Source organism: Geofilum rhodophaeum (genome assembly GCF_002210225.1).
Classification (GTDB): Bacteria; Bacteroidota; Bacteroidia; order Bacteroidales; family Marinilabiliaceae; genus Geofilum; species Geofilum rhodophaeum.
On record NZ_MWUJ01000023.1, the window covers coordinates 12,966 to 34,747 of the forward strand.

Annotated in this window: 14 protein-coding genes and 1 tRNA gene; 3 read left to right on the forward strand and 12 right to left on the reverse strand. The window is 48.2% G+C overall.

Annotated elements, in window-relative coordinates; all coding sequences use genetic code 11:
• Positions 1-9: 9 nt before the first annotated feature.
• From B4W65_RS14955 to B4W65_RS14965, 3 genes are all read left to right on the forward strand, one after another.
• Complete coding sequence (locus B4W65_RS14955; RefSeq protein ID WP_088655981.1) at positions 10-2,160, forward strand: S46 family peptidase; 2,151 nt, start codon at positions 10-12, stop codon at positions 2,158-2,160.
• A gap of 76 nt (positions 2,161-2,236) precedes the next feature.
• Complete coding sequence (gene folB, locus B4W65_RS14960) at positions 2,237-2,620, forward strand: dihydroneopterin aldolase (RefSeq protein WP_088655982.1); 384 nt, start codon at positions 2,237-2,239, stop codon at positions 2,618-2,620.
• Positions 2,621-2,675: 55 nt separating this feature from the next.
• A tRNA-Cys gene (locus B4W65_RS14965) sits at positions 2,676-2,749 on the forward strand.
• A 60-nt stretch (positions 2,750-2,809) separates the two neighbouring features.
• Here B4W65_RS14965 and B4W65_RS14970 read toward each other — a convergent pair.
• From B4W65_RS14970 to B4W65_RS15025, 12 genes are all read right to left on the reverse strand, one after another.
• Positions 2,810-3,586 carry a WecB/TagA/CpsF family glycosyltransferase gene (locus B4W65_RS14970; protein ID WP_205741296.1) on the reverse strand — a complete coding sequence of 259 codons (777 nt, stop codon included), beginning with the start codon at positions 3,584-3,586 and terminating at the stop codon, positions 2,810-2,812.
• Between the two features lie 89 nt (positions 3,587-3,675).
• Positions 3,676-4,749, reverse strand: a complete 1,074-nt coding sequence (locus tag B4W65_RS14975; RefSeq protein ID WP_158522864.1) for a glycosyltransferase family 4 protein — start codon at positions 4,747-4,749, stop codon at positions 3,676-3,678.
• A 5-nt stretch (positions 4,750-4,754) separates the two neighbouring features.
• On the reverse strand, positions 4,755-6,005 hold the full coding sequence (locus B4W65_RS14980; RefSeq protein WP_088655985.1) for a hypothetical protein: 1,251 nt from the start codon (positions 6,003-6,005) through the stop codon (positions 4,755-4,757).
• Positions 6,005-6,901: a LicD family protein gene (locus tag B4W65_RS14985; protein WP_088655986.1), complete on the reverse strand. Its 897-nt coding sequence runs from the start codon at positions 6,899-6,901 to the stop codon at positions 6,005-6,007. Before B4W65_RS14985 ends, B4W65_RS14980 begins: the two co-directional genes overlap by 1 nt.
• Positions 6,894-8,150 carry an oligosaccharide flippase family protein gene (locus B4W65_RS14990; RefSeq protein ID WP_205741297.1) on the reverse strand — a complete coding sequence of 419 codons (1,257 nt, stop codon included), beginning with the start codon at positions 8,148-8,150 and terminating at the stop codon, positions 6,894-6,896. Before B4W65_RS14990 ends, B4W65_RS14985 begins: the two co-directional genes overlap by 8 nt.
• An 11-nt stretch (positions 8,151-8,161) precedes the next feature.
• Positions 8,162-9,106 carry an ornithine cyclodeaminase gene (locus tag B4W65_RS14995; RefSeq protein ID WP_088655987.1) on the reverse strand — a complete coding sequence of 315 codons (945 nt, stop codon included), beginning with the start codon at positions 9,104-9,106 and terminating at the stop codon, positions 8,162-8,164.
• Between the two features lies 1 nt (position 9,107).
• Positions 9,108-10,907, reverse strand: a complete 1,800-nt coding sequence (locus tag B4W65_RS15000; RefSeq protein WP_088655988.1) for an aminotransferase class I/II-fold pyridoxal phosphate-dependent enzyme — start codon at positions 10,905-10,907, stop codon at positions 9,108-9,110.
• 3 nt (positions 10,908-10,910) lie between these two features.
• Positions 10,911-11,927: a metallophosphoesterase gene (locus B4W65_RS15005; protein WP_088655989.1), complete on the reverse strand. Its 1,017-nt coding sequence runs from the start codon at positions 11,925-11,927 to the stop codon at positions 10,911-10,913.
• Between the two features lie 11 nt (positions 11,928-11,938).
• Positions 11,939-13,066, reverse strand: coding sequence for a GumC domain-containing protein (locus B4W65_RS15010; protein WP_088655990.1), 1,128 nt, complete (start codon positions 13,064-13,066; stop codon positions 11,939-11,941).
• 13 nt (positions 13,067-13,079) lie between these two features.
• Positions 13,080-15,500 (reverse strand): SLBB domain-containing protein, encoded by a 2,421-nt coding sequence (locus B4W65_RS15015; RefSeq protein ID WP_240509588.1) that lies wholly within the window; start codon positions 15,498-15,500, stop codon positions 13,080-13,082.
• Between the two features lie 140 nt (positions 15,501-15,640).
• On the reverse strand, positions 15,641-17,167 hold the full coding sequence (gltX, locus tag B4W65_RS15020) for a glutamate--tRNA ligase (RefSeq protein WP_088655991.1): 1,527 nt from the start codon (positions 17,165-17,167) through the stop codon (positions 15,641-15,643).
• A gap of 80 nt (positions 17,168-17,247) precedes the next feature.
• Complete coding sequence (locus B4W65_RS15025; protein ID WP_088655992.1) at positions 17,248-21,336, reverse strand: DEAD/DEAH box helicase; 4,089 nt, start codon at positions 21,334-21,336, stop codon at positions 17,248-17,250.
• Positions 21,337-21,782: the final 446 nt, after the last annotated feature.

The following is a 21,782-nucleotide window of genomic DNA, read 5'->3' on the forward strand; positions in this document are numbered from 1 at the left end:
AACTTACGGATGAAAAAACTACTCTCTCTGAGCCTCCTTTTGCTCCTTATTAACCTGAGCAAAGCGAAGGCCGACGAAGGCATGTGGCTGTTGCCCCTGCTCCAGCAACTCAACATCGAGACCATGAACGAAATGGGCCTCGAACTCAGCGCCGAAGAGCTCTTCAGCATCAATCAGTCGAGCCTCAAAGACGCCATCGTAATATTTGGCGGCGGCTGCACCGGCGAGATGATATCCGACCAGGGCCTGTTGCTGACCAACCACCACTGCGGTTACGGTCAGATTCAGGAACTCAGCACCCTCGAAAACAACTACCTCGACAACGGTTTTTGGGCCGCATCCAAAGAAGAGGAATTGCCCGCCCCCGGCCTTAAAGTCACCTTTATGCGCCACATGGAAGACGTCACCAACCGCGTACTCGAAGGAGTCGCCGAGGACATGGACCACGAAACCCGTCAAAAAGCCATTCGCGCCAACATCGACAGCATCACCAAGGCAGCCGCAGAAGGCAACGACTACGAGCACCTGGTGCGCGACTACTTTGCCGGCAACCAATACTTCCTCATAAGCTACGAAGAGTTTACCGACGTGCGCTTTGTGGGTGCGCCCCCCAGCAGCATCGGTAAATTCGGCTACGACACCGACAACTGGATGTGGCCCCGCCACACCGGCGACTTTTCCATCTTCCGCGTGTATGCCGGTCACGACGGCAAACCGGCCGATTACTCGCCCGACAACATTCCCTACCAGCCCCTGCATCACCTGCCTGTATCGCTGCAGGGTGTAGAAATGGACGATTTTGCCATGACCCTGGGCTTCCCCGGAAGCACCCAGCGCTACCTGCCCTCCTGGGGCATTCAGGAACGCATGAACATCTTCAACCAGACCCTCATCACCGTACGCGGCGAAAAGCAGGACATCTGGGCCGAAGACATGGCTGCCAGCGACAAGGTGCGCCTGCAGTACGCCACCAAATTCTCACGCAGCTCCAACTATTGGAAGAACAGCATCGGCATGAACCGCGGCCTCGAAGCCCTCGATGTACTCAGCCAAAAACGGGAACTCGAAGCACGCTTTGCCGAGTGGGCAGAAAGCAGTGCCGCCAACCAGGAACGCTACGGGAAAGTACTGGCCACCGTTAAGGAAGCCTACACCTCGCGTGCGCCCCAATACAAAGCCAGCAACTACCTGCGTGAAACCCTGGTCAACGGCACAGAAATCTACCGCTTTGCCGGCGGCGCCAAAATCCTCGAAAACGCCCTCGAAGCCGGTCATCAGACCGCCATCGACTCGGCCGTCAGCGAGCTGCGCAGCGCCGGCGAAGTCTTCTTTAAAGACTACAGCGCCCCCACCGACCAGAAGGTCCTCGCCGCCATGCTGGCCCGCTACGCCCAAGACATCGAAAATCGGTTTTGGCCCGACTTTTACACAGAAGTAAACAAGAAATACCAGGGCGACTACCAAAAGTATGCTGAAAAACTGTTTGAAAAATCCCTCTTCACCAGCCAGGCCGCCTTCGAAGCCTTCCTGGCTAAGCCCAGTCTCAAAAAACTGCGCAAGGATCCCGCCTACCAGGCCGGACGCTCCGTCCGCAAGCAATACAACAAGCTCCTGGGGATGAATCGCGAAGCCCAGCAGCAAATCGATAACGCCTCTCGCTTGTTTATTGCGGGACTCATGGAAATGCAGCCCGATAAAGTGTTTTACCCCGACGCCAACTTTACCATGCGTCTGAGTTACGGAACCGTGGGCGACTACGAGCCCCGCGACGCCGTCCGCTACAAGCACTACACCACCCTTCAGGGCGTAATGGAGAAAGAAGACCCCGACAATTTTGAGTTCTTTGTGCCCGAGCGCCTCAAAGAACTCCACGCCACTACCGACTACGGAAGGTACGGCGACAAAGACGGCAGTCTCTGGGTCAACTTCACCACCAACAACGACATCACCGGTGGCAACAGCGGCAGTCCCGTCATCAACGGCAAAGGCCAGCTCATCGGTCTCGCCTTCGACGGCAACTGGGAAGCCATGAGCGGCGACATCGCCTTTGAACCCGAATTGCAGAAATGCATCAACGTGGACATCCGCTACGTACTCTTCATCATCGACAAGTACGCCGGCGCCAGCCACCTCATCGACGAAATGACCATCGTAGAATAAACCGCAACAACGGTAGGAATAAGAAAAGCCGGTTTTCACCGGCTTTTCTTATCTTCGCACTTTAAAACCAGTAAGAATGGAAGTCCAACCAATAGCCACCATCGACCTCGATGAGATGGTCTTTTACGCCTACCACGGCTGTTTTAAAGAAGAACAAGTCGTCGGCAACCCCTTTCGCGTCAACCTGTCGCTGCAGACCGATATCGCCCTGCCCCGGCAGAGCGACCGCATTCAGGACGCCCTCAACTACGTTGAAGTCTACCGTGCCGTAGAAGAAGAAATGATGCAGACCTCTCACCTCCTCGAACACGTTGGTGGCCGCATCATCGACCGCCTCTTTAAAGACTTCCCCAGTCTGCTCTGGGCCAAAGTCCGCGTCTCCAAAATGCATCCCCCCATGGGTGGTCAAATGCAGAGCGTCAGTCTCACCCTCGAGCGCAGCAAAAAAGCAGGCACATAAAAGCGCCAGCACTTGCTTGACATCAAAACTTTTTCTATTTTTGCACACTCAAATCGGTCGGTTGGCCGAGTGGCTAGGCAACGGTCTGCAAAACCGTGTACGGCGGTTCGAATCCGCCACCGACCTCCAAAAAAAGCGCTCTGATTATTCAGAGCGCTTTTTTTGTGTGTTTTCCTATTTTAAAAACAGTCAGGCATCCTGCACAAACTCTCCGGATATCTGCGACCGAAGTGCTCTGGCTTTTCGACTCTCTGCCACCAACAGTCCTGGAAGGATCTTAATAAAGCGCCAATATCGAGGAATGTTTTTATGTGGCTCCTCAAAAGCCCGGTACAACCACTCTAACTTTAGCTTCCGCATAAACAGGGGCGCACGCTTAACAGGCCCAACCCCACTATAAAAATTGAACACAGCTCCCACCCCAAACATAACCCCCCTCTTCAAGAAAGGCTTAAGTTGATTCATAAAATACTCCTGTTTGGGTGCACCCAGAGAGACCCAAATAATGTCGGGATTACAGCTGTTAATCTGGGCAGCAATACTTGGGTAATCAAATTCATGAACCGATTTAAAAGGCAGAGTCACAAAAGGAGCCTCAACCAACTGGGAATCAATATGGGAAACGTTTCGCTTCAAGCCTAGTAGAACAGGCTCCGTATTACCCAAAAAAAAATGTTGATATTTTCTTTTGTTCAAAAAATTCATAAACAAATCAGCCCCCACATAGGAAGATAACGAAGTCCTGTAAATTCTGGAAAGCATAGCCGCCAGCACGGAACCATCGCAAGTATTCACAAGAGATGAATTCACGACTTCCATAAACTCTGGGTGGGTATTGGCATAGGTGAGGTTATTACTTTCAACAGCACAAACATATCCAGTATTGCCATTCGCAATAGCATCTTCAATAAGCTCCTCAACGACCTGCTTATCAAACTCAATCTCGGTATTAAAAAAAATCCCCATTTCAATTCCTATTTAATCTCATCCTGCAAAAATCAACACAATATAACACTTCTTCACAACTGAAACAAAAAATGCTCTTGTATTTACATCTAAACTATTTCCTCATAGAAGGACAACAAGCTGTTATTGTACTTTGCCATTGAATAATGCTCCTCTACCGCCTTGCGACAAGCCAAAGAGATCATTCTGTAATCGTTCTGCTCGATAACCATAAGCCGACCTAATGTCTTTGCAAGATCAACAGCCGATCTCTTCTGAACAACAAAACCATTCGATTCATTTTTAATAACATGAAGCAATGATTCATCGTCCGACACTATTGGAACAACACCACAGCTCATCGCCTCCAATAAGGATATGGGCAGACCCTCTGCATAGGAAGGCAATAAGAAAAAATCGGCTTGCTGAATCAATGAGCGCTTATGCTCACCACTCACCACTCCCATAAATTCAAAGTCATCGCCCAATACCTCCGTAAATCTCCTTACAAAAAAATCTTCTTCTGGACCTGCACCACACAAAACAAAGCGAAAAGGGCTCCCTTCATTCCTGAGCATCTTAAAAGCTTCAACCATTTCATTCAATCCCTTTGCCGATTCAATCCTACCTAAAAATATAAAACTCACCTTCCCAGGAGTGAAGGACACCGATTTCAAAGAAAAGAAACGATCATTCACTGCATTCTTCAAGACTACACAATCGGCATCATACAACCGTTTAATTTGACTCACCTCATAAGCATTCAAGACAACCACTTTCCTTGCCCTCCTTAACAAGCTCCGAACCATATATAAAAGAATAGGCGACGAAGGGGGCTTGCAAATATAGTCGCCTCCATGCAAATGAACCAGTACAGGAAGGCGGCAGGCAGACGCCAATGTGCTGAACAAGTACTCACGAATGACCCCTTTAAAATTAAGCGGCACATTCTGATGAAAGAGATTCACCCCATTAAAAAACACCTTAAACGGGAAGGCCAACAAGCTAAACAATAAATAAAAATAGCCTGCCAGTCCCAAAAAGTCCTTATCAGATCTCCCTGCCTTTAAATGAAAAAATTGAACCCTATCAGATAATCCATCTATTATCGTAGCCACCACTGAAGATATCCCACTAACATTTTTCTCCGGCGAAAGGTCCGGTGCAGATATTAATACACGCATCTGTGTCATACTTTAGGTTCGGTCGAAGACTTTTCAGAAGCCTCCGCTTCCAGCTCGTTAAACAAATACCCCAACAAGAGCATCGACAGCAAACCTCTGTTATTAGTAAAGGCGGCATCCGCAACACACTCTATCATCAGGAAGACAAAAATAAGCACAATCGAAAAATATGCCGACGATCTTTTCGCCTTTCTTTTGCACTTATTTGCCTTTGTTATCAAAACATACCAAAACAGCATAGTTAAAATAAGTCCAACCCACCCAAACTGCGCCAACGAAGGAAAGTGAGTATCTGCAACAAAAGAAGAATAATCTTCACTTAAACCCCACACCTTATCCAGACCATACTCGGCATAAGTCGATGAATAGTCAACTTGTGAGGCATGCGTTGCAAAGGACGCAAAACCACTTCCAAAAGGAAAATAATCCATAAGAATCTCCCCGCTGGTAAGATAGAGTAATGGACGTGCAAGGTAATGCACAGTAGTCTCCGTATCCTCCGGATTAAGGAAAAACCCCTGGGCATAGAACACAACCTTCTCCCGGGCAGCAAAAACCACAAGTCCCAGGGTCACCACGCCTAAAATCAAATTCTTTATTGAAATTTTTAGCTTAAACTTATGGCTGTACAACAAAGTAAACAAAACAGCAAAAGCGTAAAAACCAAAAAACTTACCCTTCATCGAAAAGAGCCCTGCAGAAAGCATTATCAGAAATAGCCAACGATTCTTCCAGGTAAAAGGACCAGTAAACAGATAAATCATCGCCAATAAAGCAACGGCAGTCGCAAACTTGCTCTCGTGTCCAAAAAACCAATTAAAACCGGTGCCAGCCATTGCCCCAACCAAAACAAACAAGGCAATAAAATACAAACCCAAAACCACCAAACGCAAAACATACTTTTCCGTATCGGAAAAGTGTTGCTTGCTGTAATAGACCACAAAAAAAGCAATGAATGGTTTGGCCTGAAGTACTACATCGAGCAGTATGGTTCTTGGCGTGTTGGATCCGATATAAAAGCTGTACACAGAATAAAACACAAAAGAAAAAAGAGCAACCCAGCCCATCTTACCCAAATAGAACTCACCCTTCCAAAATGAGTAAATCAGGAAAAGCACCAAAAAGACCATTTGAAAAAACTCGTCAACAACTCCAAGGCCAATGAACTCATTGAAGAAGACCCCGAAGGTTAGTGTTAACAAAAACACCAGAAAAAAATAGTTCACTTCCCTGTCTTTTTTGCTCAGCCTATCCATTACGAAATTGTTTTTTGTTGAAAAACAGCTGCGCCGTCTCTTAGATCAGGAACAATTTCCAGAGCATGTACTTTACGCTTACAGACCGGTGGAGGAGTCATGTAATTTCGCCCAAAAGAGGTACTCAGAAACACGTGAATATTATTTGGGCACATAAAGCGATAACCTTCAAATTCGATATCCTTCAAAGGAAAAACAACCTCATCGGGATAACAGGCTTTAAAAGGAACATCAAAGCCAAATCCAACAAAGGGGCGTTGCTCACAATATTTCCGACTCCTCTTGACCTCTACAAGTGTCCAGCCCAACGAAAGCCTGAACATAATAAGCCACAAGCGATGAAATTTGGAAAGCAAACTGCGTGTCATTGAAAGATCACGATAGGCCATGGAGTCTTTAAACTTCCCCATAACGATGAAAAAATGCTTGATCATTCGCTCATAGAAAAACCTCAGGCTACCCCTTCTGCTGTATGAGTCAAAAGGAAAAACATCAAGAAAAAGTCCTTTCTCAGGATTAAGCTCAGGCTCACCGGGCTCTACTATCCGACTAAACCTGTCCCTTATCTTGCAAGGATTTACATTAAAACGCAGATAGGTTTCTTGATCTCGCAACTGCATAACAACGGAATCTGGCAGCTCTCTTTCAGCAATTTGCACAAATCGCTCATAGTCCTCCCTCGGCATACCAATATCAATATCATCGTCCCAAGGGATAAAGCCACCATGCCTGACGGCACCCAAAAGCGTACCCGAACACAACCAATACCTCAAACCGTGTCGTTTACAGATAGCATCAGTAATTCTAAGGAGACGCAACATTACCAGTTGTGCCTGGCGCAAAGGAGTGGTTCCCAATCCACGATTATCCTCAATCAGCTCCTCCAAATCAAGCATCCGTCCCCTCCTTTCTTAACAATCCATATTTCCTAATGCCAAGCCAGCGATTAACAAACAGCAACAGTTCCGTAAGCAGCACCATCACTGAAACAGAAACAACAGACACCCACCCAGTCACCCACAAAAGCGTCAAACCACAAACATGGAAAACAGCAGAAACCATAACGGTAAAATTGGTGAAGCGAGGATGCCCCATCGCTGCCAAAAACGGATAGCCCATTAAAATGGAGGGTATGGTAATCAAACAAGTCAACAATAAGACTCTCAATGCCTGTAGGCTCTCCAAATTATCCGTATTAAAAAGAAATTTCAAAATAATGGAAGAGAGCAACAAGGATGCCAGCACCAAAAGAAAGTTGCCACCTACCACCCACTTTATGATTCTCTTGAAGAATGCAACATCCTTATTCTTAGCCATATACGGAAACAAAACACCGTTAACGGGTGATATAAGCGCATTATAAGCCTGATAAATCTTTTCTGCAATGGTGTAATAACCAACAGCCACATTGCCTAATCCCAGACCCAAAATAAATGCATTACTGGTAGTAAACAGAGAGAGGGAAGCCCTGGATAAAAAATACCCGGAACTGCCCACCAGTACTTCCCAGATGGAGGTCCACCCAGGCCAAAAAAATCGCTGACCCATTTTCCAAAAAACCAAGTACATACTAAACAAACCAGCCACCATATACCCCCCACTGTAATAAAAAGGGATTTGAATATAATCACTTGCGCTACGCACAAAGAAGAAAAAGGGCAGGATGCTTAAACCTTTAGCAACCACATTAATCACAGTAATAAATTGCATTTTCTCCATCCCTTGAAAATACCAAAGCGGGAAGAGGGCATTACCCACAACCATGCCCATATAACCCAGAAAAAAGATACGCTCCTCTGAAAACCGGGGAATACTGAGCGTTAATATAAGCAGAACCAGAAGGCAAAAAAAACTCAGGCCAAGTCGAGCCAATATAACGCTGTTCACGTGTCGGTTCACCACTTCATAATCGCCACGGTTTTCCGACACAAACTTCACCGACGATAAATTGAATCCAAAATCGGTTAGAATAATAAAATACTGAGTAAAGGCGTACCCAAAAGCCACCAACCCATAGCGCTCTGCCCCCAAAACCCGAAAAAGATAAGGAATAGTCAGCAAGGGGAGCAAATAATTCATCCCTTGCAATGCCATCAGTGAAAATGCATTATTCACCATTCCCTTATGTTCGCGAACCTTCCTCAAAACACAGCAGCTTAAACCCAGAATTTTTTCTTTACCAAACCCAAATCCACCTTTGGCAAAACTCTCAAATCGGCCAGTTTATAAAGTTCATTCAAAAAATACACATCCAATAAGGCAATCCCAATGTTATAAACCAGAATCCGGTCCTCCTCAGACGCCCGCCCCAATTCAGGCTGCTTAATTACATCCGCCATTTCATGAAGAATTTTAAACCGGTCAAAAAATTTAAATCCCCTTATATGGTCAACATCATCACAATACACTCTGTCGAAAAACAAATCGCAGTTTTGAAACCCGCGGGTATGAATGGGCACAACCAACACCCCCTTCTTAAACCAGGCATCCTCGCCCAGGGTCCCATCAGCTGCTGTAACAGAAGATACAACAACGTCTGCACCGCTGATCAGCGCCTCATAGCTCTCCACAACTTCAAAACAAAGATTATTGTAGGCTGCAAAACGCTGAATAAAGCCTTCAACGTGATCCTTGTACTTCAAAAGGCGCACTGTAAAGTGCTTTTTCGGTCTTTGCTCAAGCAGGCATAGAAGCGTGGCTCTCGCAGTGTTTCCCAAGCCAACAAAGCCATACACCGAGGCCTCAGCATGCTCGAGCAAACCGATGGACAGCGCTGCGGAAGCACCGGTTCGCATAGCCGTAATCCAATCTCCATCGGCAAGGACCAACGGTTGGCCATTGTCCCCATCATAAAGCAACATCTGACTCAATAAAGCCGGAGAACGCAAAGGGAAACGAGACACTATCTTAACGCCAAACCTGGATGGTCCGGCCAGGTAACAAGGCATTGTATTGTAAAAAACATTGTGATCAAGGGATATGCTTACTTTTGGAGGCAAAAGACTTTGCTCTTTCACCCTAAGTGCTGTTTCCACCCATGAAACACAAGTAGCCGGAGCCACCCCCATATTTTCAATCTGCTCATGTGACAAATAATACATACTACTTTGTCATTAATGCCTTAATCAGTTTGTTATTATCCCTTTTGTCGCGAATAGCCAGGCGGAGAAATTGTGCCCCATCAAAGCCGGCCTTGTTTCGGCAATCCTTCACCAAAACACCATCCTCTATCAATAAACGAGCTGCAAGTTCGCCGGCTTTATGCGGAGCAAGCACCCTACAAAGAAAATAGTTGGCCTGCGAAGGAAACACCTGCAAATACGGAATCTTCTGTAAATCCGACAAGAAACGCTGCCTTTCATTCCGAAACTGACCACAAGCCTCGACATAATCCTCCTTGTACTTATCGATGATTTGCATAAAAAACTCACCGAAGGAGTTAATATTCCAAATCGACAGGTGCTTACGCACATCATTCAGGAGGGTTGCATCAGCGCTCGCCAAAACACCCAAACGAAGACCTGGAACTCCGTATGATTTCGAAATGCTTTTTACCACCAGTAAATTCGGGTAAAGGTTAAGCACCTCCCCATTAATAAGGCTGGCATCCGGACCTTCATCAGAGAAATCAACAAAAGACTCGTCGAGAATTAAGCGTTTCCCAGACTTTAGCAAATACGAAGCCAACTCGAGAACTTCCTGTCTTTTGATATAGTTGCCGGAAGGATTATCCGGATTAATCAGCAAAAGCTGGTCATGCTCAGCTGCCCAGTCCTTTAAGTCCTGCAAGCCATAAGTAAAACCCTCGGCAGAAGACGTATAAAATCGAATTTGGGACGACTGACCTGCATTGGGATACTCCTCAAAAGTAGGAAGGACGACCGCTGTTGTCCCTTCTAGAACAGTCATTAAGCCCTTGATCAACTCTGCGGCCCCATTACCGGTTAAAATCATATCCTTATCCACCCGAAAAACATTCCCGGCAAGACTGTTATTCACATTCTGTCCCGAAGGGTAAGAGGACAGTAGGACATCAAAATTGGCTCTTAACTCTGCCTTCAAACGTTCATTAGGAAAGAAAGGATTAACCAGGTAACAATAATCAAGCATGTCGGGATACCTCCAATACCCACCATAACGACCTTGTACCAAACCATACTTCTCATCATCGGGGGCAAAGAGTACTTCTGCATTATTCAAGTCGGGAATATCGTCGATTTCATACCATTTATCCGTTGTTTTAATCGCTTTAATTTCAGGCCGCTCCAAAAGCGTAATGACCCTTAACACCTGTTCATAATATTCGTTATTACCCAAAGCATTTGTATAAGCCTGTAAAAACGGCACATAATGTGACGTACTGAAGCTCTTACTGAACTTGTAGATATTAACCGTTTTGTAGTAGCTTTCAATTCGTGTAACATCAAAATCTCTCTTGGGAATAAATCCTGTAATGTTACAATCATCATCTAAAGTAAGTACCGTGCCATCCATCCAACTCTGATATTTGGCAACCACAGCAAGACTCGGATAGGGGTTATTTGTAAGATCTACCAGTATTTGATCATCCAGTATCAAATCAGACTCCAGTAAAATGGTGTCGTCTTCAAGCAAAAATTCCTTGGCCAGATAAAGTGAATAAATATTATTGGTGGAAGCATACACCTCATTCTCAACATAACACACCGGAATCCCCTTATAACTTTGACCCACCAGGTCTCTTACCTTTTGCCCTTCATAACCAATGACCAACACAATCCGATCCACAGACAAGGAAGCGAGTTGGTCAAGCATTCGTTCAATCAGAGAACGCCCATGCACTTTAACCATACATTTGGTATTCTCACGTGTCAGCTCTCCAAGGCGGCGGCCCATTCCGGCAGCCAAAATCAGTGCCTGCATATATTACTTAATTATAAATTCAAAATTACCCGCAACATCGTCCATCACCTGATTCAATATGGGGTTATATACCCAACCTCTAATGAGCGAACCATTATCTGCGCCTGCCTCAGGCTTACTTATTTCAAGAAGTTGCAACCACCCATTCCCCCCGTTTGGCTGATTAGACGGATCAAAGCGCAGTTGCAACACCTCCATGGCAAAATCGTTCTCAGAAAGAACTACAGCAGAGAAATGATTGTGGCCACAAAGCACCATTTTAACCTGAGGAGCCCGCCTCACAACATTCTCCCAAATATCCAAACCATCTCCGGCATCTGAAAAAGTATATTTAGGCGCCCAGTCCTGAAATCCCGAAACCGAATTAGAGTTATAAAGATCCTTTTCATCAAACAAATAAGCGTGAGTCAGCAAAACAACAGATTGCTTGTTGTAAACATCCAGTATTTCTGACGCCCAACTTAGCACTTCCTTACGGGGACCAAACTCCAGGGAAAGAACCAACCATGGTTCTCCCTGGATACGTATTCGAAACAGAACATTATCAATTCCAGTCCCGTATCGAGCTACCACAAGAGAGTCGTGGTAGCTGATAAAATAATCAAAAAAAGGAAGTGCACGTTCCGATATCTTCGACCGTTGCTCCAAGGCTGGGTAATCGTGATTTCCGGTGCTGTACAAAACAGGCATCGACAAACCAGCCTCCTTCATCACCTTATCAAATCGGCGCCACTCCTGCAAGGTATTGTCATTAGTTACATCCCCTGGATTCAGTACAGCAGCAACATCAAAACCCTTTTCCCAAGCTTCACAAACCCAATCCAATGCGGCTTTGTAATACTTACTTTCCCTATCTGAAGAAAAATACCATTGCGTATCTCCCAAAAAAACCAAATAAGTGGCATCCTTCGACAAAATAGAATGATCAAAACTAAGCTGAGAAACCGAAAAGGGTTCCTCAGAACAGGCTGTGCTGAACAAAAAGTAAGCCCCAAACACCCAGGCTCTGGCAGCACACATGCACAGATATTTTAATATTGACTTTCCCAATTCATTTTAATTGATTTGTACAAAGCAACACCCAAAACCCAAAACAGTCCCAAAAAAACACCTCCCAAAAGGCCCAATGCTGCCACCAGCGAACGCCTGGGAAAGAACTTCTCAGAAGGAACACTTACAGGTTCTATAATAGAAAAAGCGGGTGTCTCTCTTTTGACAGCAATCCTTGCCTGTTCTACTTGTTCTGCCAAACTTTGATACAATTGAACTGCCAGGTTGTATGCATCGTTCAATTCTCTTTGCCTGAGATCAGAACGTTCTGCTACCCTGTTCCGGTTGGCATCCAGAAATTCAAAGTAAACCTTCTGAGCTTCCCGCAATTCTTCACGCTGTTCCTTTAAACGTTCTTCAACAAAAGCCAAATTATTCGCGACCTGGCTGGTTTGATGCCGAACAATAGCTTCCTGCAACTGAGCCACCGCCAACTGAGCCATCTGGGCAGCAAGAAGCGGCTCTTCTGCTTCCACCCGAAGGCTAACCAGTCCTGTTTTGCTGTCCACGTCGACATCAATCATTGAACGCACCTCTTTTAGCACTTTGGCCTCGCGCTTGCTGATCAGAATCAAATTACTAGGGTCCGTCCCCGCCTCAACCAGTCCCGGCTCCTTTTTAAGGGCGTCCATGATGGTCCAGGGCAAACGAATGGTGTACCTCGCCATTTTATCAGAAAATGAAGAAACCGAGTCGCCTATAAACCATTCATAAAAACTCATAGAATGGGAAACTCCCTTAAAGTTATATTCAGCCTCCATTAATTTCTTCACATTGAGGTAACTGTATACCAAGGCCGGATACACGTCTGGCGGAAGTTCGGAGGTCTCCCCAACCATACTACTGAGGTTCACTCCAGCCAGGGATGCCAATCCACCCAGGCGATCAAGCTGAGAGGCACCAACCGCTTTGGGAAGGATTACTGCTCCGGCCTGAAAACGATTAGGAATAAAAATCACGACCAGTATGGTCAGGACAAAAACCAACAAGGCAGTATACAAAATACGCTTCCAACCCTTATTCAGGACCAAAAACAAAACCTTTAAATTCAGCCTGTCCCCTTTTATAAGAGACTCCTCACCGGAAAGCGCTCCTTCTTTTTCAACCATAAGTCCAAAGCTGTTACAAAGAATTAATTAAAGTAGCCAGTGTCAAAGCAATGGTGGAAATTCCACTGCCAATAGCAATCCATGCCGTAACCGGCAGCGGATCACGATCAGGCTTTTGAGGCACCACAATTTCACTTCCGGGGGTGACCTTCGGGTAGGACCGAAAGAAAAGGAAATTGCTGGTAGCACCTGCACTGCCATTGGGATAAATCACATAGGTACGATTTCGCTTAGAGCGCAAAGCAAAGCCACCGCTGTTCTTTACATAGTATTTTACGCCCCGACCTTCCACATAAGGCATACTTAAAGGGTTGAGGACACCGCCCCCAACCTGAATCGTCTGGTTACGTCGCGGAATGACCAATTCATCACCGTCACGAAGAAAGATATCGTCCCGACCACCCGGATCGTTCATCGCGCGCTTCAAGTCCACCCCCACAACCTCAAAATCCATCAGCTCGGTATCTCCACCCTCGTTCTGTGCCCTGGCAAATTCTCTTAAGCGATTTTCCTTGGCAGTCAAGCGTATGGGCCGGGTCAACATAGCTCCATCCAAATAAGCCTCAGCCGTAAAACCTCCGCTGCGGGTTATCAAATCCGAAAGACGTTCGTTCTTTTTAACAAGGGCATAATCGCCCGAATAATTCACCTCTCCGCTGATCCGAACCGTTCCTTCCTTAATACCACCAGGTGCCCTGCGCACAAAAACCTCATCGAAAGCTTGCAGCTCAAAGGCAGCATCCTTACTGCTCAGAGCTAAGGAACGTGGAATGTTAAATTGAAACAGATGCGCAGTATGTGAACCAGGTTCTTCCGCTTCCTCATAACTCAAACGCCGGGTCACCTCAATATAACTCTCCGAAGCCAACTCATTAAAACCACCTGAAAGAGTAATCAAATCGCCCAATGTCATACCCTCTCTAAAACCCATACTACCAGGACGCTGCACCTCTCCTTTTACAGAAACAGACCGCTCCTCACGCAACTCATCAATTGAAAAAATCTGAACAACATCCTCCCGTTTAAGAACAATGTCGTCCTGGCCACTTACCACATCGCCAACACGAAAACTCACATTAGACAGACTTAAATCGTCGTTCCTGCGCATAATTAAGCCCCTTTCCACAAAAGCATCCTCGCGCAAACCATCGGCCTTTTCCAACAAATCACTCAACATCATTCCTTCGCCAAGCTCATAAGTCCCCGGTCGAAAAACTGCTCCATTTAGAGTCACCCGGTTGACAAAACGATCGAGAATTTCACCCACAAAAATACTGTCTCCGTTCTGCAACACCAATTTTGAGAAGTCCTCTGGAAAAACATCTTTGACCATGCGCTCACGACCGGTATTTCGATACAATTCAACACGATTTCGATATGCCTGCTCATTAAAACCACCGGCATATTCTATCAACTTATCCAACGTTTCGCCACTTGCAGTCTCAAAAATGCCACTTCTGATAAATTCACCCCCAACGCGGACACGCTGCTTGTAAGTAGGAACCATTAAAACATCCCCGTTTTGCAAAGGAACATCCACAGCCCCATTCCCATTCACCAAATAATCGTAAACATCCAGGCGATGCACCACCTTACCGTTACGCATTACTCTAATGTCTCTAAAACTGCCTTTAATATTGGGGCCGCCCGACAAAAACAGTGCATTAAAAGCCGTAGCAGCACCAGGCAAATTGAAAGTTCCCGGAGCAAACACCTCTCCGATGACACTCACTGAAATGGGCTGAACCGCCCCCAGCTGAATATTCGCAAAAGTCTCTGGAGCAGAACTAACCAAATCTCGGTATATCAATGACAACTTTTCTCTAATCAGTTCCTTTGCCGTACCATAAGTTCTTCCTCCAACACCAACCGGGCCAACATTTGGGATCCGAATCTGGCCGTTCTTATCGACAATCATTACATAGCTCTGTTGTGAGGCCCCATAAACATCTACCCGAAATTCGTCACCAACCCCAATTACATAAGCTTCGGTGACCGGATAATTGGCATTAGGCTGAAAAGAAAGGTTTTCACTATTAAACAGACTGAATCCAAACAAGCGCTCTTCTTCGGCGCTGGGAATAAAAAAAGACTTGGTCGAAAACAGTTCGTCCCCCCCAAACAGGAAGTCCGACGACAAACCACTTTCCAGTTCCAGGTCCGAAGAGGCACTCCTCGATCCGCCCTGGTCGGCCAACACCGACTCTATGCGCTGCCGCAACAATGTAATCTGTTCCTCGCTCACCCCTCTAGCCCTGGCCAGAGCCAGAGCCTGGTCTTCATTCATACCACGTTTCTGCATTTCGGTTATCAGCTGCATAATTTGCCCCTCGCTTAAAGCAGAAACATCTACTGCTGCGGGATTTATATTCTGCGCCGTTGCCAAAGAAAAACACAAAAACAACATGAAGCTAAAAAGCCAAAATATCCTCATAATAAAACAGTTAAAAAACCACACCCAATATTTTGAGAAACAGAAATAGTATTATGTCAATAAATCTGGGTCGCCCATAAACAGCTACACTTTACTGCAACAAACGCCAAAAAAGACAAAAAATTGTCAACAAAATCCAACTACGAAAGCTTTTTCACAGCCGTAGAAAGCCTGGCAAGCACCTCCTCTTTTCCCAACAGCGCCACAATGGCAAACAAATCCGGGCCAAAAGCCCCGCCTGTTAACACCAAACGAAGGGCATTGGCTACAGCGCCAAAGCCCAGCCCACGCTCCTGCATCAACTCAGATGCTTTTTCTTTCAAAAAGGTTGCTTCCCAGGTGGTGCAAGCAGCAAACATCCGGGCCAGTTCTTCCATAAACACAGGCACCTCTCCCTTCCAACGCTTTTGCACAACTTTGGAATCATAATCCACCGGCGCTTCAAAAAAGAAGAACGCCTGTTCCCACAGCTCAGGCACAAACTGCACGCGCTCCTTCACCAAAGCCACCACCTTCTCCACAAAAGTTAAGTCGGCCTTTACCCCACGCTGGTCCAACAAAGGCATAAAAGCAGCTGCCACTTCCACATCGCTTTTTTGCATCAGGTATTGCTGGTTGAACCAACGTGCCTTATCCGGATCAAAACGGGCACCCGACTTATTCACCCGCTCCAGAGAGAAGAGCTTAATCAATTCCTCCAACGAAAACAATTCCTGTTCGGTGCCCGGGTTCCATCCCAGCAGAGCCAGCAAATTATTTACCGCTTCAGGGAAATAACCCGACTCCCGGTAACCGGCAGACACTTCCCCCTCGGGCGAAGTGTATTCCAGGGGAAAAACAGGAAAGCCCTCCTTATCCCCGTCCCGCTTACTCAACTTTCCCTTGCCATTGGGCTTCAAAATCAGCGGCAAATGAGCAAAAGCAGGCATGCTGCCTTCCCAGCCAAAGGCGCGATAGAGCATCACATGCAGCGGTAAGGAAGGCAACCACTCCTCACCACGAATCACATGAGAAATCTTCATCAGGTAATCGTCTACGATATTGGCCAAGTGATAAGTAGGCAACTGGTCGGCCGACTTATACAGCACTTTATCGTCAAGGGTATTGGTATTGAAAACCACCCTGCCACGAATCAAGTCCCGGGCCTCCACCTCCACATTCTCAGGCATTTTAAAACGCAGGACATAGGGCACTCCGGCCTGGAGTCGTGCCTGCACTTCTTCTTCAGACAAGTTCAAAGAATTATTCAAGCGAGCCCGATTGTGCAGGTCGTAGGCAAAAGCCTCCTTTTCCGCTTCGGCAGCGGCACGCAAAGCCTCCAACTCTTCCGGCGTATCAAAAGCATAATAGGCCCAACCCCTTGCTACCAATAAATCGGCATACTCCTTATAAATGGCTTTGCGCTCACTCTGCTTATAAGGCCCATAAGGGCCACCCTGTTTCACCCCCTCATCAACAGTCAATCCCAACCATTCCAAAGCTGCATTAATGTACTCCTCCGCTCCCGACACAAAACGGTTGCTGTCGGTATCCTCAATACGCAAGATAAAAGTGCCGCCGTGTTGTTTGGCAAAAAGATAATTAAACAATGCAGTACGAACGCCCCCTATGTGCAGGGGACCGGTAGGACTAGGGGCAAAACGCACCCGAATGTGGTCTGGACTCATAACGGCAAGAATTTAGCCTGCAAAGTTAAACAAATCAAAACAACGCCCAACAACCCGCGCCTGGTAATCGCGCAAAGTCCCTACACCTCCCGCAAAAGCGCCAGCAGGTCGGCCGTCGACAGGCGGGCACTCTGGTCGGTCCCCTCCAGCATGGCATCGGCCATATCGCGCTTGGTAGCATGCAGCTGCACAATTTTTTCTTCAATGGTATTTTTGGCCACCATGCGGTAAATGGTTACCGGACGCCGCTGCCCCATACGGTGGGCACGGTCGCTCGCCTGATCCTCAATGGCCGGATTCCACCACGGGTCCAGATGCAACACATAATCCGCCGCCGTCAGGTTTAAACCCAGTCCACCCGCCTTTAGACTGATCAGAAACAGGGGACTCTTGCCCGCCTGAAAGTCGCGCACCGCCCTTTCGCGCTCAGGCACCGGTGTGGAACCATCCAGATATTGATAACTAATTCCCCGCTCATCCAGCACCCGGCGCACCAGCGCCAGGTGGCCCACAAACTGACTGAAGATCAAAGCCTGGTGCTGATTCACCAACAGCTCCTCCACAATATCCATCACCGCATCCAGCTTAGACGACGGCAAATCCAGTCCCTCCTGCACCAGCGAAGCATGGCAGCAAGCCAAACGCAGTCGCGTGATCTCGGCCAGGGCCTGCAGGTGCTGCTGCCCGTTGTTGCCCTCGCCCGAGGCAATGGTCTCCACCGCCTGTCGGCGCAGCGCCTCGTAAAAAGCCATCTCCTCCCCGCTCAACTCCACACTCAGCGTAATCTCCGTTTTGGCCGGCAACTCATCCAGCACCTTATTCTTGGTCCGCCGCAAAATAAAGGGCGCAATCAGCTTCTTCAGGTGGGCCCTTTGGTGGTCCGACTCGCTTTTGATGTAGCGCTCGTTAAAATGCTGCAATGTACCCAGCAAACCCGGATTACAGAAATTGAAGAGGTTCCACAACTCCCCCAAATGATTCTGCACCGGCGTACCCGTCAGCGCCAGCTTAAAGTCGGCCGTCAGTCGCATCGCCGCCTTCGAAGCCTTCGTCTGGTTGTTTTTAATGGCATGCGCCTCATCCAGCACCGCCACCGCCCACGCTTTGCCCGCCAGCAACTTCTGCTCCGTATGCAACAATCCGTAAGTCACCACCAGCACATCAAAAGTCCCCAAAGCCCCCAACGTCTCCTCCCGGTTCCCCGGCTTCAACAGCACCGGATTAAGCGCCGGCGCAAAACGCTGCAGTTCACTCACCCAGTTGGGGACCACCGAGGCGGGACAAACCACCAGTGAGGGGCCCTTTTCGGCCAGGTGCAGCAACAGCGCCATAGCCTGCAGGGTTTTACCCAGACCCATATCGTCGGCCAGACAAGCACCGGCGCCCCAGGCATGGAGACGGGCCATCCAACGGAAGCCCTCCACCTGATAGGGCCGCAACTCCGCCTTGAGCGCAGCAGGCACCGGCAGGTCCTCCTCCCCGGCCAACGCCACCTGTTTGCGAAAGTCGCGCCACGACTTGTCGGCCTTAAACGAGGCCACCTGCTCCTTCATCTCGTCCAGCGCATGGGCCGCAAAGCGGTGCACCTGCACCCGGCCTTTATCCAGACTCACAAAAGCATCCAACTCCTCCAGCTGCTTCTTCAAGTCTGCAGTCAGGGCCAAAAACTGGTCCTTCTTCAGCTCCACAAAACGTCCCCGGGCCTTGCGCGAGAGACTCAGCAAGTCCTTAATCGATACCACCGTATCCTCATCCACCTGCAACTCCCCCTGCAGTTCAAACCAGTCGCCCTTACGCTTAACCCCCAGGCGCAGGTTCGACAGCGAAGCCGACTTCCTGGCGCTCAGACGTTCCCCTTCGGGCCATTCCAGCACCGCCACATCCTTCAAACGCGCCACCGTCTCCAATAAATGGAGACAATCATAAGGATCGCTGAACAACAAAGCCTCGCCCGACCAGTCCTCCTCCACCGTCAGCGCCACCTCATTCAGCACCCGGTCCCGATTGGCGGCCTCCGCCGCCAAATCGCGGAGCACCTGGCAACGCTCACCGCCCAAAACCCCGTAAATCACCTTGCCCCCCTTACCCGGCTGGGCATAAGGCGGCACCGTATTCAAAGGCTTCACAAACAACTCCGCCTTAAGGCCCTCCCCCAAAGGCAAAATCTGCACCCTGATGCGCGCATCCCCTGCCACCGTAGGCATGGCCCCCGACGACTCCACCAAATCAGATTGCACCTCCAGCACCCCGCTCAACTGCTCCACCGCCTTCAGCAAGCGCGCCTTGCCCTCCACCGGCACCTTGATGCCGTCGCCCAGCAACTCCAAAGCTTTACGCTGCACCGGCGTCAAAGCGTAAACGCGGTAGCGCGTTTGCGTTTCCTTGCGGACAAACACATTCCCCCGTTCCTTCAACAACTTAAAATCACTCTTCAGCTCCACCACATTGCCCGTCTGCTGCGTAATCAGCGCAGGCTGTCCCTTCACCAACTCCAGCGGCACCTCCGGATTGTCCATCAAAAACAAGTAAGGATGCCCGCACAAAGCCGGCAAAGCCAGCTCCCCGTTGAAAAAATACTCCCGCGCCCCATAATAACCCGAGCTCACCCGAATGGCCTTCGCCACCCGGTGATCCTGCTCCGTCATACCATCCACGCCGCCCTCCTTCATCCTGCTCAGCGCAATATTCCGCCCCTTGGTCCACTTACCCGAGGCCCTGCAAGTCTGCAACAAAGGCTGAATAAGCGTCTCTTCCGGATCCACCAGGTAACAAACCCGCAGCGAATCGTCGCCCAAAGACTCCGCTTTCACCGGTCCCCCCAAAGCCAGCAAACCATCCAGCGTATGCTCCCACTTCTCGGCCCGCCTGACCCGACTGATCAAAGGCTGCGGCAAATCCAGTCCCTCCGGCAGCGCCACCCCCAAGGGCGTCCGCAATCCCGCCTCCCGCAGCAAATAAAGCATCTCATTCAAAAACAGCCAGGCCTCGTTCTCCTGCAAATCCATGCAAAAAGCCACTGCACGCTCCACATCCATACCCTCCTCGGCATCGCGCACCAGATAGCGGTTCCAGAACATCGCCAGCGAAGCAAAAGCCCTATCCTCAAAATCGTCCATCACATACCTTCGCGAAAACTCCTCCGCCTTCTTGGCCGAAGGCAAATCGCTCTTGATCCGGTGCAATAAAGGCAGCAAAAGCGACGACTCCCGATCGTCCCTCCCCATCGTCTTTTTCAGGAAAGCATTGACCTCCTTCACATTCATCCGATCGGGCAGCAACAAAAAAGAAAACCAGTAGAGGTACTCGTGCGTCATCGAAAAAAAGCGCTTCCGCACTTTTTCCCCCTCCTCACCCGTCACCCGCGCCCTCTCAAACAGATCCAGCGCATGCGAAGTGGCCCCGCTGAAAAGCGCCATGTGCGAAAAATAAAGCAAATGGGTACCGCACTTCAACTCCTTCAAACGCTTGGGCGCCGCATCAAAGCGCCCCTGCACCCAGTCAAAATACAACAAACCATGCAACACCGCCTCCGCATTGTAGCGCTCCATACGCTCACAAAAGCGACGCAAAAAAGGCAGTCCGTCCATCGTAACCATCCCATACGAAAAAGCCCCTTGAAAAACCCGCGCCAGGAATGCCCCATCCCGCGCCAGCAACGCATCATAACCCGGCTGCCGAATAATATAATGCATTACAAAAAACAAATCCGGGATATCCGCCAACTCACTCCGATCCTCCCACTCCCAAAATAGAGGCAGCCTCCGGCCCGGAAACAAACCCTCCAGCAAATAATTGCGCAACAGCAGCTCAGGCGTCACCCGCATCGGCTGCGAATAGTCACTCACATCCGTATTAAAAACCAGGTCCACATAATGCGGATCCTGCATCAACTCAAGAAACAAACGCAAGCGCAACTCCACCTCCACCACATAATAATGGCCATCCACCTCCACCAGACCCTTCTTCCGCAAAGACGTCAGCAAATCCGTCAGCTCCGGGTTGGTCAGCTTATAGCCCATAAGGGCCGACAAGTTGCGCAATTTCACGTACTTATAAAAGCCACCAAACAAAACAGACAGTGTTTCCACCGCCCGTTTTTCCATCTCCGGCAAAGCGGCATACTTCTTATAAAGATCCTCCAAATGGGCATCGTAAACCATTTCCGACATAACAAGCAACTAAAAATCAAACAATGAATCCCGAAAATTACCAATAAATCAGTAGTTCGTGAACCAAACATTGAAATTATTCCAAGGAACAATTCACAAAACAGCCTTAAAGGCCCTCTCAAATCTTAAATGTTTAAGCGCTCGGGAAGAATGAAAAGATTTCACCCCTTCGATAACAGCCGGTGTCAATACTTCCTTCCGCATGAACAATACCTGCATACTCCAACCCAAGCAGCCTTACGATGGAATATTCTCCGCACAGCACCTTTTTCCGAAAGACCCACCTTGGGATTAACTATAAGCAACAGTCAAAACATTACGATAAGTACATCTCACCCTAACACAAACAAGAACAAACAACTACAAAAAACCACTTCACAAAATAGCAACAAATGGAAAACATTCCGTAATTTTGAAAACCTTAATGTTTAACCCAAATTATTGCT

Excerpts from the sequence above, each read along its gene's own strand:
- B4W65_RS14955 (WP_088655981.1), top strand. The coding sequence starts at position 10 with ATGAAAAAACTACTCTCTCTGAGCCTCCTTTTGCTCCTTATTAACCTG.
- folB (WP_088655982.1), top strand. The coding sequence starts at position 2,237 with ATGGAAGTCCAACCAATAGCCACCATCGACCTCGATGAGATGGTCTTT.
- B4W65_RS14970 (WP_205741296.1), bottom strand. The coding sequence starts at position 3,586 with ATGGGGATTTTTTTTAATACCGAGATTGAGTTTGATAAGCAGGTCGTT.
- B4W65_RS14975 (WP_158522864.1), bottom strand. The coding sequence starts at position 4,749 with ATGCGTGTATTAATATCTGCACCGGACCTTTCGCCGGAGAAAAATGTT.
- B4W65_RS14980 (WP_088655985.1), bottom strand. The coding sequence starts at position 6,005 with ATGGATAGGCTGAGCAAAAAAGACAGGGAAGTGAACTATTTTTTTCTG.
- B4W65_RS14985 (WP_088655986.1), bottom strand. The coding sequence starts at position 6,901 with ATGCTTGATTTGGAGGAGCTGATTGAGGATAATCGTGGATTGGGAACC.
- B4W65_RS14995 (WP_088655987.1), bottom strand. The coding sequence starts at position 9,106 with ATGTATTATTTGTCACATGAGCAGATTGAAAATATGGGGGTGGCTCCG.
- B4W65_RS15000 (WP_088655988.1), bottom strand. The coding sequence starts at position 10,907 with ATGCAGGCACTGATTTTGGCTGCCGGAATGGGCCGCCGCCTTGGAGAG.
- B4W65_RS15005 (WP_088655989.1), bottom strand. The coding sequence starts at position 11,927 with ATGTGTGCTGCCAGAGCCTGGGTGTTTGGGGCTTACTTTTTGTTCAGC.
- B4W65_RS15010 (WP_088655990.1), bottom strand. The coding sequence starts at position 13,066 with ATGGTTGAAAAAGAAGGAGCGCTTTCCGGTGAGGAGTCTCTTATAAAA.
- B4W65_RS15015 (WP_240509588.1), bottom strand. The coding sequence starts at position 15,500 with ATGAGGATATTTTGGCTTTTTAGCTTCATGTTGTTTTTGTGTTTTTCT.
- gltX (WP_088655991.1), bottom strand. The coding sequence starts at position 17,167 with ATGAGTCCAGACCACATTCGGGTGCGTTTTGCCCCTAGTCCTACCGGT.
- B4W65_RS15025 (WP_088655992.1), bottom strand. The coding sequence starts at position 21,336 with ATGTCGGAAATGGTTTACGATGCCCATTTGGAGGATCTTTATAAGAAG.